Raw genomic sequence first — 15,362 nt, 5'->3', positions numbered from 1 at the left:
ATTAATAGTACTAATTTTAATAGAAAATAAAATATATATGAGAGCACATACTAAAGAAACCCAAGCCACCATGAACCCCGACAAATCATTACAATTCTTAAAAGAGGGAAACCTAAGGTTTCAACAAAACCTTAGGGCCAACAGAAATTTATTAGAGCAGGTGAACGATACCCGAGAAGGTCAATTTCCGTTTGCGACTATACTAAGCTGCATCGATTCTAGGGTTTCGGCCGAGTTGGTTTTTGACCAAGGGCTTGGTGATATTTTCAGTATTAGAATTGCAGGTAATTTTGTTAATGAGGATATTCTTGGAAGTATGGAATTTGCCTGTAAACTGGCAGGTACCAAATTGATTGTCGTTCTGGGCCATACTAGTTGTGGTGCGGTTAAAGGTGCCTGTGACCACGCAAGGCTTGGAAACCTCACTGCCCTTATCAATAAAATAGAACCTGCCGTAGACGAGGTTAAAGAACCTGCAGATGAAAGCCTGAGAAATTCAAAGAACCTAGAGTTCGTTGACAAGGTTTCTGAGAAAAATGTTCATTTGACCATCGATAATATTCGAAAGCAGAGCGGAGTACTTAAAGAAATGGAAGATAATGGTGAAATTAAGATTGTAGGCGCCATGTACGACATATCGGACGGTGGCGTAACTTTCTACGAATAATCATAGCATTCAGTATAAAAAGGCCGGCGAAAATAGCCGGCCTTTTTATTTTTGAGTATTTGCGTTGGTGTTTTACCTTTTGTCGGGTACGCGGTAATTGTTCGATAGAAAGCAAAACGATGTTGATCAAAATGTTTTAAATTTGCGTCTTTAGTCAAGACCATGATCGATACGATAAAGGAACATATAGAGGAGGTTGAAAAATTTACTACGGATGATAAAGAGGCCATTGAAGCTTTCCGTATTAAATATCTAGGCAAAAAAGGGTTGTTGAACGATTTTTTCGCTGAGTTCAAAAATGTGCCGAACGAGCAGAAAAAAGAGTTCGGCCAGACCATCAATAAGCTAAAATCAGCAGCCACTGAAAAAGTCAACAACCTTAAATCGGCACTTGAAAACAGTACCGAAGAACAAGGTATCTATGGTGACTTGACAAGGCCTGGTGAGCCGATGGAGTTGGGCGCGAGGCACCCCATATCTATTGTTAAAAACCAGATTATCGAAATTTTCTCTCGAATCGGTTTTAATGTTTCCGAAGGACCTGAAATTGAAGACGACTGGCACAACTTTACGGCCTTGAACTTGCCTGAATACCATCCGGCAAGAGACATGCAAGACACCTTCTTTATACAAACCGACCCCGATGTTCTTTTGAGAACGCATACTTCGTCGGTGCAGGTTAGGTATATGGAAAATAATAAACCCCCTATTCGTACCATCTCACCGGGTAGAGTGTATCGAAACGAGGCCATTTCGGCCCGCTCGCACTGTTTCTTTCATCAGGTAGAGGGTCTTTATATTGATAAGGATGTTTCTTTTGCAGATTTGAAACAAACATTACAGTATTTCACGACTGAACTTTTCGGAAAATCTAAAATAAGATTACGCCCTTCGTATTTTCCCTTCACCGAACCGAGTGCAGAGGTTGATGTGTATTGGGGCCTAGAGACCGAGACCGACTATCGAATGACCAAAGGTACCGGGTGGCTTGAGATTATGGGTACCGGTATGGTTGATCCGAACGTACTTGATAATTGCGGTATTGATTCAAAAGAATACTCTGGTTTCGCCTTTGGTATGGGTATTGACCGCATCGCTCTTTTGCTTCACCAAATTTCTGACATACGCTTATTGAGTGAAAACGATGTGCGTTTCTTAGAGCAGTTCAAGAGCGCCTTGTAATTACCCCCATTGTGAAGAAAGATATTGAAATTCCCGTTGCTAAAGATGTTCATGTTGCCATCATTCGAGAATGGAACGATGAATTTCTATCAAAAGACTGGAATGCATACATAATCAATGACCGTTCTGATGCCATTGAAATGGTCATCGTAGTGTCAAAAGGTTTTGATGAAGACCGAAAAACATCGACAATGCGTCATGGTATAGGTAAAATGGAAGCTAAATCGTTTGCCAAAATTGAGCTTATACAAGAAGAAGTTCTAGCATTGGACAATGAGTTTTTCGTAACCTTCTTCGCCGAAGACAAACTGTATGAAAAGCGCTTCTTATTTCCCAAATACAGCGTTTCCGAAAAGAAGCTACAGCAAATTCCTATCGTCGAAAGGGAAGGCATACTACCCTAATTTGTAGTAAATACATTTGCCTCGATTTTTTTAACCAAACTTTAGGTTCTTTTGGTTTGTTTTATTCCGAACCAACTCTAAATTTGCGAAAAAATTCCGAGTTATGGGTAAAGAGGAAAGCAAACAGGTATTAATTGAAGAGCTAGGTATTCACCTAGAGTCTGAACATAACCTACCACCGTTGGCCGCAAGGGTGTTTGCCATTCTTATTCTTACAGATCAAGATGGTCTTACCTTCGAAGATTGCCTAATCAAAAGAGGGGCGAGCAAAAGTTCTATCTCAACTTCATTGAACCTGTTACAGCAGTTAGGCTTTATAAATTACTTTACCAAGGCAGGCGATAGAAAGCGGTATTTCAAGGTGGCTGAAAAAGATACCTTCTTCTTAAAGAAGTTAAACCTTTCTCTTACCAAAATTGAAAAAGAGAGCGAGATAATTGATAAAGTTTCTGCTTACAATAAAAAATTCAATCCCGAAAAATTCCATACCAATGAAGACAAAAGAGAAGTCTATACCAAATGTTTAAACGATATGACTAAAACACTTCAATCTACCATAACTAAATTAAAAGAAATACAAGTATAATTTTTTTACCAAACTGGTTCGTTTTATACCGAACGTTTAGAATTAACAAAACCTTAACAACATCCTCCTAAAATGAAAAAACTATCACTAATCATTTTATTGGCCGCCGGAACCCTATTAAGCTCTTGCTTTGGCACCACCTCTGCCTCACCTCAGGCAGCTGCAGCACCGCCGCCGAGCTTAAAAGTAGCCACTTTAAACAAACAGGATATGACTACCTACGACCTGTATTCCACAACTATCGAAGGTAAACAGAACGTAGAGATACGGCCCAAAGTGTCTGGCTTTATTCAAGAAATTTATGTTGAAGAGGGTCAGAAAGTCAAAAAAGGCCAGCTACTTTTCAAACTAGAAACAGAAACTTTATCACAAGACGCCAACGCCGCAAAGGCCGCAGTAAATGCGGCTCAGGTAGAGGTCGATAAGCTAAAACCATTGGTAGATAAAGAAATCATCAGCAATGTGCAGCTCGAGACGGCCAAAGCCCAGCTGGAACAGGCCAAGAGCGGTTATGAGAGTATTTCCGCCAATATCGCTTACTCACGCATCACCAGCCCAGTAGACGGTTACATTGGTGAGATACCTTTTAAAGTCGGTACATTGGTAAGTAATACTACCACCATGCCCTTGACGACGGTATCAGACATCAGTGAGGTAAGGGCCTATTTTTCACTAAACGAAAAGGAGCTCTTAGAAATTAAAAAGAGGGTAGCTAAAGAAGGTAGAACCATAGATATCACTAAAGCTCCCGAAGTGGAACTGATAATGGTGAATGGAGAAACCTATGACCAGAAAGGAAAAATAGCCATGGTCAACAACCTGATCAATACCACCACGGGCAGTGTTGCTCTACGTGCCGATTTTAACAACCCTAATCTATTACTTAGCTCAGGAAGTACCGGTGAAATCAAGATTCCAGCAGAGAGAAAAGACATTTTTGTGATTCCAATGACCGCCACTGTTGATCTACAGGGTAATAAGATGGTTTACATCATGTCTGAAGATAGTACCGTTACCAGTAAACCGATTACCATAGTTGACCAAACACAGAATGAGTACTTGGTAGAAGAAGGACTTGAAGAGGGTACCACCTTAGTAGTTGAAGGAGTCTCGAAGCTAAAAAGCGGACAAAAAATCTCTCCTATTACAAAATCATAGCCAGAAAAGAACAGACGAATGTTTCAAAAATTTATAGATAGACCGGTACTCTCTACCGTCATATCAGTTATTATAGTAATTCTAGGTGTTTTGGGTCTCACCACCCTGCCTGTAGAACAATACCCTGAAATAGCGCCACCAACCGTTCAGGTTTCGGCCAGCTATACCGGTGCGAATGCCGAAACCGTACTAAACAGTGTGGTAATTCCTCTTGAAGAGCAAATCAATGGTGTTGAGGGAATGACCTATATGACCTCATCAAGTAGTAACGATGGTTCGGCCAACATTAGCGTTTACTTCGAATTGGGTACCGACCCCGATATTGCTGCGGTAAACGTTCAAAACAGGGTGTCTCGTGCGAATAGCGTACTGCCACAGTCAGTAATCAATACTGGGGTTACCGTACAAAAATCGCAGACCAGTTCTTTATTGTTCTTTTCCATTTTTTCAAAGAACCCGGATTATGATGCAACGTTTGTAGAGAACTACGCAAAAATCAACTTGGTACCTAAACTACAGCGTATCAATGGTGTGGGTAACGTTAACGTATTCGGATCCAAAGATTACTCGATTCGTATTTGGATCGATCCTGATAAAATGGCCGCTTACAACATTGTTCCTTCCGATATTCAGGCTGCCCTAACCGAACAGAACCGCGAGGCTGCTACCGGCAAAATCGGTGAAAATGCAGAAGGAATCTACGAGTATGTACTCAAATACAGAGGTAGACTTAATGAGGTAGCGCAATATGAAAATATCATTCTTCAAACTACCGATGATGGCGGTTTTTTAAGGCTAAAAGACGTCGCTACTATTGAGTTGGGTGCTTTCAACTATGCCAGAAAGAACTACGGTATGGGTAACCCAGGGGTAGCGGTAGGGGTTTACCAAACATCGGGTTCGAACGCTTCCATCATTATTGATGAAATCGAAAGAATACTTGTCGAAAGTAGTGAAGAGTTTCCCAAGGGTCTCGATTATGTAATTCCATTTAACGTAAAAGACTTCTTAGATGCTTCTATCGATCACGTTGTTCAGACCTTGATTGAAGCATTTATTCTAGTTTTTATAGTGGTTTTCCTTTTCTTGCAGGATCTAAGGTCTACCTTGATTCCGGCAATTGCCGTACCAGTGGCCATCGTGGGAACCTTTTTCTTCCTTCAGATATTTGGCTACTCCATCAACATGTTGACTCTTTTCGCGATGATTCTGGCCATCGGTATTGTGGTGGATGATGCGATTGTAGTGGTCGAGGCCGTTCATGCTAAACTGGAAGAAGGTGCCGAATCGGCAAAATCGGCAACAAAATCGGCAATGAGTGAAATTTCCGGGGCTATTATATCCATCACATTGGTGATGTCGGCCGTATTTATTCCCGTATCGTTCATTCAAGGTTCATCAGGTGTGTTCTATCAGCAGTTCGGTATCACCTTGGCGGTAGCTATTTTGATATCTGCGGTCAACGCACTGACCTTGAGCCCTGCCCTAGCCGCACTTTTCTTAAAACCGCATCATGATGACCATGGCAAAAAACAAGGTTTTAAAGACAAATTCTTCAACGGATTCAATCGAGGCTTTAACGCTATAACCAACAAATACACTAGTGCAGTAAATACCTTAATCAAGCGCAAATGGTTGGCGGTAGGCTCATTAGTTGTTTTTTCGGCTTTGGCAATCTACCTCTTTAAATCGACCGCATCAGGGTTCGTACCTAATGAAGATAGGGGTATCGTATTTGCCAATGTTAGTATGCCGGCCGGTACCACTTTAGAAAAAACAGAGGAAACTTTAATGAAGTTGGATTCCATCTATGCTTCAATGGATGTTATAGACGCTCGAATGACCGTTTCCGGTTTTAGTTTATTGAATAGGGTAAGTGCCGGTTCATATGGTTTCTCTATTATGAAACTAAAGGATTGGAGCGAAAGAAAAGAGGATTCACTTTCCGTTGATGCCACAATTCAAAAGCTCTTTGGAACGGCCGCTACCTTTAAGGATGCCCAAATCATATATTTTACCCCTCCCAGTATTCAAGGCTTTGGTACCTCATCTGGTTTTGAAGTGCAATTACAGAGTAAAACGGGAGAGGCTTGGTCAGATATCGACCAAGTGAAAAATCAGTTCTTAGGAGCTTTGAACCAAAGACCTGAAATTCAATATGCCATTTCACAGTTTAGCCCTAATTATCCGCAATATCAATTAGATGTTGATGTGGAAAAAATTAAGATGGCCGGCTTTTCGACCACAGATATCTTCAATGCCCTTCAGGGCTATTACGGCGGAATTTATGCGACCGATTTCAATAAGTTCGGTAAGCAATATAGGGTTATGATCCAGGCCAAACCTAAAGATAGGGCCAATGAAAATTCTTTGAACAAGATTTACGTGAGAAATACGAACGGTGAGTCCGTTGCGGTAAGCCAGTTCGTTAATCTAGATAAAATTTATGGTCCTGAATCAGTAGAACGATTCAATCTATTGAGTTCGGTAAAAGTAACAGGGGTACCGAACCCAGGTTATAGTACCGGTGACGCATTGACGGCCATTGAAGAGGTAGCTGCCCAAGTACTACCCAACAGTTACACCTATGAATACTCAGGTTTAACCAGAGAAGAAAGTAAATCAGGCGGTACAACGGTCATCATTTTCATCTTGAGTTTGGTGTTCGTTTACTTCTTATTGAGTGCGCAATACGAAAGTTATATTTTACCTTTCGCCATATTGTTATCACTTCCGTTCGGTCTAGCAGGTGCCATTCTCTTTGTGAACATTGGCGGTTTAGAAAACAACATCTACTTCCAAATCGCATTGATTATGCTTATTGGTCTGTTGGCCAAAAACGCCATACTTATAGTTGAGTTCGCATTGCAACGAAGGCAAGCAGGAATGAGTCTTTGGGATGCCGGTATCGAAGGTGCCAAAGCTAGGTTCCGCCCTATTTTGATGACATCTTTCGCCTTTATTTTCGGTCTGTTGCCATTGGCCCTTTCTTCCGGGGTAGGTGCCGTTGGTAACCGTTCTATCGGCTTAAGTGCCGTCGGCGGTATGTTGATAGGAACCATACTAGGGGTATTCATTATACCTGTTCTGTTCGTCGTTTTTCAAGCGCTGCAAGAACGTTTCTCAAGCAAACCTCAACCTGTTACTGAAGAAAAAGCCCTCAATGCCTAAGAATTTAAGACAATGAAAAAACATAACCATATAAAATTACTAGTCGTTCTGGTCTTACCATTGATCTTGCAGTCGTGTTTCGTGGCCAAGAACTACGAAAGACCCGATTTACAGACCGAGAACCTTTACCGAACCGATCAGTTGCCCCAAGACAGCCTTTCAATAGCTGAAGTCTCTTGGAAAGAAATTTTCACGGACGCACAGCTTCAAGGCTACATCGAAAAGGCACTGACCAATAATTTGGATATTCGTATGGCCATGCAAAGTGTTGTTAGCGCCGAAGCCTATCTTAAACAAGGCAAGGCCGGGTATTTTCCAACCCTTTCGGCCACTGCTAGCGTGACGCGGACCAAGAACTCTGAAAATAGCCAGTTCGGAAGCATTTTTAGCGAAGCCATCGAGCAGTACCAATTATCAGGAAATCTTTCTTGGGAAGCCGATATTTGGGGAAAAATCAGAAGTAATAAAAGGGCTGCTGGTGCCAGCTATCTACAGAGTGTAGCGGCCCACCAAGCGGTCAAAACACAACTGATTGCCAGTATCGCCGACACCTACTACCAATTATTGGCGCTTGACCGGCAAAAAAGAGTGGCCGAAGAGACTTTAAATGCCCGAAAGAGCAGTCTTGAGACCACCGCCGCTCTTAAAGATGCCGGCCAAGTTACAGAAGTGGCGGTAAAACAGACCGAAGCCCAGGTACACACCACCGAAATTATTTTGATAGACCTTGAGAACAACATCAAACTACTAGAGAATAGCTTTTGTATTTTGTTAGGCGAACCCCCTCATGAGGTTGAGAGAAGTCAATTGTCACAACAAGAAATCGAAACCGAATTAAGAACTGGTGTTCCTGCGTCGCTTTTGGCCAACAGACCAGATGTAATCCAGTCTGAGTATGCCCTTGTGAATGCTTTTGAGCTAACCAATGTGGCCAAAAGCAGCATGTACCCTAGCCTGACGTTAACAGCTACCGGAGGGCTTCAAAGTTTGGAGCTTGACAATTGGTTCGATGCCAGTTCGCTCTTCTCGACATTGGTGGGCTCGTTGACCCAACCTTTGTTCAACCAGCGTCAGCTAAGAACCCAATTAGAAGTGTCAAAAGCACAGCAAGAACAGGCTCTTTTAAGCTATAAAAAGGTGTTGCTTACCGCAGGGCAAGAAGTATCGAACGCCTTGTATAGCTACAATGCCGAAACGAAAAAATTATCGGCACGTGAAAAAGAGCTCGAATCGTATGCATTGGCCGAAGATTATTCCGAAGAACTACTGAACAATGGCCTTGCCAATTATTTAGAGGTTCTTACGGCAAGGCAGAATGCACTTAATTCCGAGTTGAATCTTATCAATTCGCAATACGGTCAATTAAGTGCTACAGTAGAGCTTTACAGGGCTTTAGGCGGAGGTTGGCAATAGGAGGCCTGACGAGTTATGAAAGAGAAGATAGTTGTTTTAGAACAGGCTCACGACCTTTTTACACAGTACGGATGTAAGAGAGTCAGTATGGATGATGTGGCCAACTCATTGGGCATTTCCAAAAAGAGCATCTATGTTCATTTCAAGAACAAAAGTGAGTTGGTTGAGCAAAGTGTGGCCTACCTTTTAGAGCGAACACGCAGCGAAATGAGTTCTTTTTTTCATACCTCTGAAGAACCAAAAGACCCTTTTAACCGAATTGTACAGATATATAGGGTAGGGCTTAAAGAGTTGAGAAATCTCAGCCCTACCTTTTTGTTCGGTTTAAAAAAGTACTACCCCGAAGCCTATAAATTGTTTGAAAACTTCAGACGTGAAGTTGTCTGGGAATATGTTTACACCCTACTAAAAAAGGCTAAAGAAGACCAATTGATAAGAGAGGGCATCAATCTTAAATTGATGTGCGAACTATTTCTTTTACGCATCGATGAGGTCATCTTGCCCCATGGGGAATTCTTCGAAAATTACACTACCGAAGAGCTGCTTGACCATTTGATTATTGTACCCTTACAGGGGATAAGGAAATAGTACCTTTTTTCCCAACGAGGATTATGGAGAAACTACCCTCATGTTGATCAAATTTACCTTAGCCCAAAACCCTTAGCTGCCCACCATGGGTGAATTTCAATCACTAATCTTCCGGCTTTGACCATAGGGTCGGCGTTTGCCAAACTATCAGCCATTTCTAACGTAGGTGTGTTGTAAATGGTTATACCCCTAATGTCTCCATCATCACCGAAAGGCCCGGAAATATCGGCATGGCCCAACTCATACATTTTCCCCAAGTGGGCCAAATGTAATTTTTGAAGACTATCCGCCTCCGTCTTGTTTTGCGAACGATTGGGACCTCTTTTTAGAAAGGCTATAAAATATTGCTGCATCAGCACCGTATCTTTCGTAGACTCATCGACGTAATCAAATATCTGAAAGCCCCTTGCCTCTAAATCGGCTTTTTTCTGGGCTACCGAAGGCTCTTTCTCAACAACAGTGATATTGGTTTCATTATTCGTATTTTGCTTTTCCTCTTTACAGGCAACTAAACTTCCTAAAAGCAATAAAAAATACAAGTTCTTCATTTTACCATGTTTTAAACGGTTTCTTGCCCAATTGCGAATTGTAATACTTAATATCGCCCGTAACCTCGTCACCTAACCAATCAGGCTTGATGAACCTTTCATTTTCGGCCGAAAGTTCTATTTCTGCAATGGTGAGCCCCAAATTGTCGCCATAGAACTCATCTACCTCATAAAGGTGATTGCCTACCGGTACCAAAAACCTGGTTTTATCGATGATTCCCTTTTCACACAAAATCAATAATTGTTCGGCCTCGGTAACTGTTATCTTGTTTTCCCACTCAAATCGGGTCGTACCCTCTTTGTTCGACTTGCCCTTGACCGTTAAAAACCCTGAATCTCCTTTGATTCGAACACGAACGGTACGGTCTGGGTCGGTGTTCAAAAAACCTTGAACAATACGCTCATTATGAGTGGCATGTTCTTTAAAATCGTTCGAGTTTACCAAAAACTTTCTTTCAATTTCTATCACTTAGCAGCTAGTTTTTTAATGGTATGAGATTCAATTCTTATCTTATCGTAAGCATTATTCGCCAACCATACCATGCATTGGGCGATGGTATTAGGTTGAATGGAACGGTATTTTTCTAAACCGCCAACCAGAAGTAGATTGCCCACTTTCATTATTTGCTTGAAAAGCCATTCGCCTGCCCTCTTTTCAGAACGCTTGCCCCCGATTAGCGAGGGTTGTAAGATGTAGGTATTGTCAATCTTTAGGGCGAGAACCGCGTTTTCCATTTCACCCTTGGTGCGGTTATAGAAAATTTTACTTTTATCGTTGGCACCCATGGCAGAAACCACCAAAAATGTCGGTATTTGATTTTTTTTGCAGAGTTCTGCCGCAGCTACAGGTATGCCATAGTCTATTTGGCGGTAAACTTCTTTGTTGGGTGTCTTCGACTTGGTAGTACCTATGCAACAGAACACTTCATCGGCCTTAAAATGCTCCTCAAAATTCTTTAGGTTCATTAAATTTCCTAAGAATTCTTTCACTTTAGGATGTTCAAAACCTACGGTTGAACGTGATAACAAAATAATCTCTTCATAGCGATCATCGTTCAGTAGCAAATTAAGCAACTCGCTACCCGTAAGGCCCGTGGCACCAAGAATGATCGCCTTCTTTTTCTGTGCTTCCATCAAAATAAATATAACTTAATTTTACGGCATGTCCAATGAATTAGACAATCGCAAAATCATACACGTTGACATGGATGCGTTCTATGCCTCTGTAGAGCAATTGGACAATCCGGAGCTCAAAGGTAAGCCTATTGCCGTCGGCGGAAGCTCAAAAAGAGGTGTTGTTTCCGCAGCTAGTTACGAGGCACGAAAGTTTGGCGTTAGAAGTGCCATGAGCAGCGTTATTGCCAAAAGAAAATGTCCGCAATTGATTTTCGTAAAAACGCGTTTTGACAGGTACAAAGAAATATCGAAACAAATTAGACGTATTTTTTTCGAATATACCGATTTGGTCGAGCCTCTCTCGTTGGACGAGGCTTATCTCGATGTCACCATCAATAAAAAAGGAAACCCCTCGGCCACATTGATAGCCAAAGAAATTCGGCAAAGAATTCTAGAGGAAACAGGCCTCACCGCTTCGGCAGGTATTTCAATCAACAAGTTTATTGCCAAAGTGGCCAGTGATTATAACAAACCTAACGGGCAAAAAACGGTGAATCCCGAAGAGGTTTTAGAGTTTTTGGAAAACCTTGATATTAGAAAATTTTATGGTGTAGGTAAGGTTACTGCCGAGAAAATGTACAAACTGGGCATTTTTACCGGTGCGGACCTCAAATCAAGGCCCATGGAATTTTTAGAGGAGCATTTTGGCAAAAACGGGGGCTATTATTATCATGTAGTTCGGGGTATTCACAAAAGTGAGGTAAAACCGCACAGAATACCAAAATCCGTTGGCGCAGAGAGAACGTTCAACGAAAATTTGAGCAGTGAGATTTTCATGCTTGAGCGTTTGAACCACATCGCTGAAGAATTGGAACGGCGTTTAAAAAAATCGAAAATTGCGGGAAAGACGGTTACCTTAAAAATAAAATACAGTGATTTTACACTAAACACCCGCAGCAAAACACTTTCTTATTTTATTTCTGACAAAAGCCTTATTCTTGAGGCTGCCAAAGAACTTCTCTATCAAGAGGAAATGAAAAATTCAGTTCGCCTATTGGGTATTTCACTTTCCAATCTAAATACCGATAAAAGCAAAAAAACGGAACAAAGTCAAACAGTATCCGTTCAGTTAAAGTTCGAGTTTTAAAAAAGAAATGACCTCACTTATACAAGCGAGGCCATTCACTACTTCCCGTATTTAGACTGGTATTTTTTGGGCAACTTCCATTCTATTCCAGTTTCTATGCTTGGCAATGGCCGAAATGAAATCCTTTGGCTTTTTGTTCATCAACAAAGCCTCATCATCGGTATGGTTTTTAAAAGCGGTCGCCTCCAGTAAATCTTCGGCTTCTTTACCAAAAGCTATAGCCTTGCAGTGTGAAAAAGCTTCGTTCAAGAATTTTAAAAATTTAGGTTCGCCCATTATTCTCTTTAGTGACTTTTCCCCACCGGGCACATACACAGCATCAAAGAGAACACTCTCGGTCGTCATAATGGCCGCATCGACTTTGTGGTTCATATCTTCATCGCATTTAATGCTTCCGCCGTGTGGTGCCACAAGCTTTACTACCGCCTTTTCTTTTTCCAAGGCTTTCTGCATTGTTTCAAAATCTTTCATGTGAAAACCGTCCGCCACCAAAAAGGCCACCTGCCTAGTGACAATACTTTCAAACTTTGTATTAGCTTGACTAAGAACGGGCGATTCCTCTAGGTAGATTTTCTTTTTCCCAGGTTGATGGTCCTCCACAACGGCATCAGCACCAATAGCCTGATTTAAGGGCTTTTCTACACTTTTTGGCACTTTCACACCCAGGTTTTCTGCGACCTTCTTGGCCAAGTCGGTATCTATTTGCGCGATTATATATAACATACGTTCTTTGATGGGCTCATTATTACACTTGCCCAGCTCAAATGAATATGCTGATATCACATGTTCTTTTTCCCACTTTGCCAGACTGCGATAAAATAAAGCGGGTTGTGAGAAATGATCACTAAAACTTTCACTACGGGCCCTAATTTTTTTGGCATCGATTCGTTCTTGATACGAATCAAAACCTCCTTCTGCAACTTTGCTAAGATACGGGCACCCATTGCTTAGCGCATTGGGGAAATACGCGGTCTGTCCCTTAGGAACATCCATTTGCATATGACCGTCTCTTTGATTGACGTAAACATCAGCTACCGGCCTGTTGATGGGTATTTGGTGGAAATTGGGGCTGCCTAAGCGCGATAGTTGCGTATCGCGATAGGAGAACAACCTACCCTGCAAAAGGGGATCATTGGTAAAATCGATACCCGGAACAATATTTCCCGGTAAGAAGGCTACTTGTTCGGTCTCAGCAAAAAAGTTTTCTGGATTGCGGTTCAGTACCATTCTACCGATTATTTTGACCGGCACCATCTCTTCAGGAATCAATTTTGTAGGGTCAAGAAGGTCAAAATCATATTTATGCTCATCTTTCTCAGGCACTACCTGCACGCCCAATTCCCATTCGGGATAATTACCTGATTCAATGGCATCCCAAAGATCTCTTCTGTGAAAGTCGCTATCGGCCCCTGATATCTTTACGGCCTCATCCCAAGTGACGGAGTGTACCCCCAATTTAGGCTTCCAATGAAATTTTACGAAATGAGCCTCTCCATCTTTGTTCACTAGTCGAAAAGTATGGATGCCAAAACCTTCCATCATACGATAGCTACGAGGTATACCTCTATCGCTCATGACCCATATATGGTTATGCAACGTTTCGGTAGTTTTGGAAACGAAATCGTAAAATGTATCATGAGCCGATGCTGCCTGAGGAATTTCATTGTTCGGCTCTGGTTTCACGGAATGAATCAGGTCAGGAAATTTCATGGCATCTTGAATGAAGAAGATGGGCATATTGTTTCCCACAAGGTCCCAAGTTCCTTCCTTGGTATAAAATTTAACAGCGAACCCTCTAACATCCCTTGCCAAATCGGTAGAACCCTTCGAGCCCGCAACAGTCGAAAATCGTACAAAAACCGGGGTCTTTCGCGTAGTATCTGTGAATATGCCCGCTTTTGAATATTGTTCAATACTTTCGATAAGTTCAAAATAACCGTGGGCCGCACTGCCCCTAGCATGTACGATTCTTTCAGGTATTCTTTCGTGGTCGAAGCTATGTATCTTTTCCCTCAGGAGAAAATCTTCTAAAAGCGTTGCGCCCCTCACGCCCGCTTTTAAGGAGTTATTGGTATCGTTCACCTTTAACCCCTGTCTGGTGGTCAAGGGTTTGTCGGTATAATCGACCGAATAGTTTTCAAGTTGCTTGATTTTATCGGTTTTTGCCGGATCAGATTTTTTCTTTGCCATATTTTACAGTTCTAGGTTCAATTGAGTTAACTAAATGTATGGACAGAAGCCCAACTTAAGAACCTTGAAATTAGACTGCTTGATAGATTTTCAAGCGCTGTAAAAGGTATATGATTGACTTAAAAGAAGTATTGTGGCGAAGGAGTTACTATTCCACATTAGTGGGGGTCGCCATTCTTTGATTGATGGTTTCAATTGAAATGTTCAGGAATACCGCTTTGCCTACTTCTAAAGGTTTGTGATGATGAAAATACACATCGTGCTCTTCATAGATTCCGCCGATCATGTAATAACCTCCCATGTAGTAAGAACCTTTAACGACCACTTCTAATCCCGATTTTTCGGAAACCTTAAATTCGTGGGCATAAACAATAATGCGCCTTTTAGTGTCGGCATACGATTTTAATATGTTGATAGGAATTCGGTTAGCCTCGCCGAACAAGGAAGCAATGTAAAGGTCTTGGGGCCTTTCGTAGAGGTTTTTCGGGGTGTCTTTGGCAATAATGAACCTATCTTTAAGTACAACCACCCTATCAGCATACGGAAGCATATCCATCGGATCATGGGTAGCAGTGACCACCGTAATTTTTTGTCTTTTTAAATACCCAAAAAGATTTCTTCGAAGGCCGTTTTTTCTAAAATTGTCGATATGGCTGAAAGGTTCATCCAACAAAAGAACTTGTGGTTCTTGCGCCAAGACCCTTGCCAAAGCTACACGCTGTTGCTGACCACCGCTGAGGTAACGAACTTTGGTGTCGCCAAACTTGCTCATTTCAACAAGCTCAAGCAGTTCATCAATTCGCTCTTCCATCTTTTCAGAGTCAAATACCGAAAGGTATTCCCCTACATTTTCCCGAACCGTCGTAAACGGCATCAAGTCGAGGTCTTGCGCCAAATATTTCATAAATACCTGACCGGGCACTAAATTATAAGCAGGACCCAGTACTTGGGTATCGTTCCAATAAACTTCACCCACTTCAATATCAAGCAGACCGTACAAGATTTTAAGCAAGGTGCTTTTACCGCACCCGCTTTCCCCAATGATTGAAATGTGCTCGCCTATCGCTATTCTAAGATTGATATTCTCAAGAACAGGCTGACCGTCTTCATAAGCGAACGATACATGATCTACTTGTAGCATATACTTTTTGTTGGGGGAGGAAATTGATAACCTCTTATTAAAAAACGCAGG

14 protein-coding genes are annotated in these 15,362 nt (G+C 41.8%); 9 read left to right on the top strand and 5 right to left on the bottom strand.

Annotation, left to right across the window (positions count from 1 at the left end; translation table 11 throughout):
* Window positions 1–31: 31 nt before the first annotated feature.
* The 8 genes from IL356_RS04715 (at window position 32) to IL356_RS04680 (ending at window position 9,169) form a co-directional block, all read left to right on the top strand.
* Window positions 32–667 carry a carbonic anhydrase family protein gene (locus tag IL356_RS04715; RefSeq protein WP_317173276.1) on the top strand — a complete coding sequence of 212 codons (636 nt, stop codon included), beginning with the start codon at window positions 32–34 and terminating at the stop codon, window positions 665–667.
* Between the two features lie 162 nt (window positions 668–829).
* On the top strand, window positions 830–1,849 hold the full coding sequence (gene pheS / locus IL356_RS04710; protein ID WP_121846967.1) for a phenylalanine--tRNA ligase subunit alpha: 1,020 nt from the start codon (window positions 830–832) through the stop codon (window positions 1,847–1,849).
* An 11-nt stretch (window positions 1,850–1,860) separates the two neighbouring features.
* Entirely contained in the window at window positions 1,861–2,253 is a 393-nt protein-coding gene (locus tag IL356_RS04705; RefSeq protein ID WP_121846968.1) for a hypothetical protein, read from the top strand.
* Window positions 2,254–2,356: 103 nt separating this feature from the next.
* On the top strand, window positions 2,357–2,839 hold the full coding sequence (locus IL356_RS04700) for a GbsR/MarR family transcriptional regulator (RefSeq protein WP_121846969.1): 483 nt from the start codon (window positions 2,357–2,359) through the stop codon (window positions 2,837–2,839).
* Between the two features lie 72 nt (window positions 2,840–2,911).
* Complete coding sequence (locus IL356_RS04695) at window positions 2,912–3,997, top strand: efflux RND transporter periplasmic adaptor subunit (protein WP_121846970.1); 1,086 nt, start codon at window positions 2,912–2,914, stop codon at window positions 3,995–3,997.
* A gap of 18 nt (window positions 3,998–4,015) precedes the next feature.
* Entirely contained in the window at window positions 4,016–7,168 is a 3,153-nt protein-coding gene (locus IL356_RS04690) for an efflux RND transporter permease subunit (RefSeq protein ID WP_121846971.1), read from the top strand.
* A gap of 12 nt (window positions 7,169–7,180) precedes the next feature.
* Window positions 7,181–8,581: an efflux transporter outer membrane subunit gene (locus IL356_RS04685; RefSeq protein ID WP_121846972.1), complete on the top strand. Its 1,401-nt coding sequence runs from the start codon at window positions 7,181–7,183 to the stop codon at window positions 8,579–8,581.
* Window positions 8,582–8,596: 15 nt separating this feature from the next.
* Window positions 8,597–9,169 (top strand): TetR/AcrR family transcriptional regulator, encoded by a 573-nt coding sequence (locus tag IL356_RS04680; protein ID WP_121846973.1) that lies wholly within the window; start codon window positions 8,597–8,599, stop codon window positions 9,167–9,169.
* A 53-nt stretch (window positions 9,170–9,222) separates the two neighbouring features.
* On the opposite strand, the gene IL356_RS04675 is transcribed toward IL356_RS04680, so the two are convergent.
* Genes IL356_RS04675 through IL356_RS04665 form a run of 3 tightly spaced genes read right to left on the bottom strand, consistent with a single transcriptional unit; the run spans window position 9,223 to window position 10,851 of the window.
* Window positions 9,223–9,717: a YciI family protein gene (locus tag IL356_RS04675; protein WP_121846974.1), complete on the bottom strand. Its 495-nt coding sequence runs from the start codon at window positions 9,715–9,717 to the stop codon at window positions 9,223–9,225.
* 1 nt (window position 9,718) lies between these two features.
* Complete coding sequence (locus IL356_RS04670) at window positions 9,719–10,186, bottom strand: CYTH domain-containing protein (RefSeq protein ID WP_121846975.1); 468 nt, start codon at window positions 10,184–10,186, stop codon at window positions 9,719–9,721.
* Complete coding sequence (locus IL356_RS04665; RefSeq protein WP_121846976.1) at window positions 10,183–10,851, bottom strand: NAD(P)H-binding protein; 669 nt, start codon at window positions 10,849–10,851, stop codon at window positions 10,183–10,185. Before IL356_RS04665 ends, IL356_RS04670 begins: the two co-directional genes overlap by 4 nt.
* A gap of 28 nt (window positions 10,852–10,879) precedes the next feature.
* Here IL356_RS04665 and dinB point away from each other — a divergent pair, with 28 nt between their 5' ends.
* Window positions 10,880–11,980, top strand: coding sequence for a DNA polymerase IV (dinB, locus tag IL356_RS04660; RefSeq protein ID WP_121846977.1), 1,101 nt, complete (start codon window positions 10,880–10,882; stop codon window positions 11,978–11,980).
* 51 nt (window positions 11,981–12,031) lie between these two features.
* Here the strand turns inward: dinB and IL356_RS04655 are convergent, their stop codons facing one another.
* Window positions 12,032–14,170 (bottom strand): catalase, encoded by a 2,139-nt coding sequence (locus IL356_RS04655; protein ID WP_121846978.1) that lies wholly within the window; start codon window positions 14,168–14,170, stop codon window positions 12,032–12,034.
* 148 nt (window positions 14,171–14,318) lie between these two features.
* Complete coding sequence (locus tag IL356_RS04650) at window positions 14,319–15,311, bottom strand: ABC transporter ATP-binding protein (protein ID WP_121846979.1); 993 nt, start codon at window positions 15,309–15,311, stop codon at window positions 14,319–14,321.
* Between the last annotated feature and the right edge of the window lie 51 nt (window positions 15,312–15,362).

The organism is Euzebyella marina (assembly GCF_014855515.1).
In the GTDB taxonomy this organism is placed as follows: Bacteria; Bacteroidota; Bacteroidia; order Flavobacteriales; family Flavobacteriaceae; genus Euzebyella; species Euzebyella marina.
Note: the sequence above shows the minus strand (reverse complement) of the source record. Positions and strands in the feature narration are given on the sequence as shown.

Bases quoted from the DNA above. Each gene is read 5' to 3' on its own strand.
- pheS (WP_121846967.1), top strand. From the start codon at position 830: ATGATCGATACGATAAAGGAACATATAGAGGAGGTTGAAAAATTTACT.
- IL356_RS04700 (WP_121846969.1), top strand. From the start codon at position 2,357: ATGGGTAAAGAGGAAAGCAAACAGGTATTAATTGAAGAGCTAGGTATT.
- IL356_RS04695 (WP_121846970.1), top strand. From the start codon at position 2,912: ATGAAAAAACTATCACTAATCATTTTATTGGCCGCCGGAACCCTATTA.
- IL356_RS04690 (WP_121846971.1), top strand. From the start codon at position 4,016: ATGTTTCAAAAATTTATAGATAGACCGGTACTCTCTACCGTCATATCA.
- IL356_RS04685 (WP_121846972.1), top strand. From the start codon at position 7,181: ATGAAAAAACATAACCATATAAAATTACTAGTCGTTCTGGTCTTACCA.
- IL356_RS04680 (WP_121846973.1), top strand. From the start codon at position 8,597: ATGAAAGAGAAGATAGTTGTTTTAGAACAGGCTCACGACCTTTTTACA.
- IL356_RS04675 (WP_121846974.1), bottom strand. From the start codon at position 9,717: ATGAAGAACTTGTATTTTTTATTGCTTTTAGGAAGTTTAGTTGCCTGT.
- IL356_RS04665 (WP_121846976.1), bottom strand. From the start codon at position 10,851: ATGGAAGCACAGAAAAAGAAGGCGATCATTCTTGGTGCCACGGGCCTT.
- dinB (WP_121846977.1), top strand. From the start codon at position 10,880: ATGTCCAATGAATTAGACAATCGCAAAATCATACACGTTGACATGGAT.
- IL356_RS04655 (WP_121846978.1), bottom strand. From the start codon at position 14,170: ATGGCAAAGAAAAAATCTGATCCGGCAAAAACCGATAAAATCAAGCAA.
- IL356_RS04650 (WP_121846979.1), bottom strand. From the start codon at position 15,311: ATGCTACAAGTAGATCATGTATCGTTCGCTTATGAAGACGGTCAGCCT.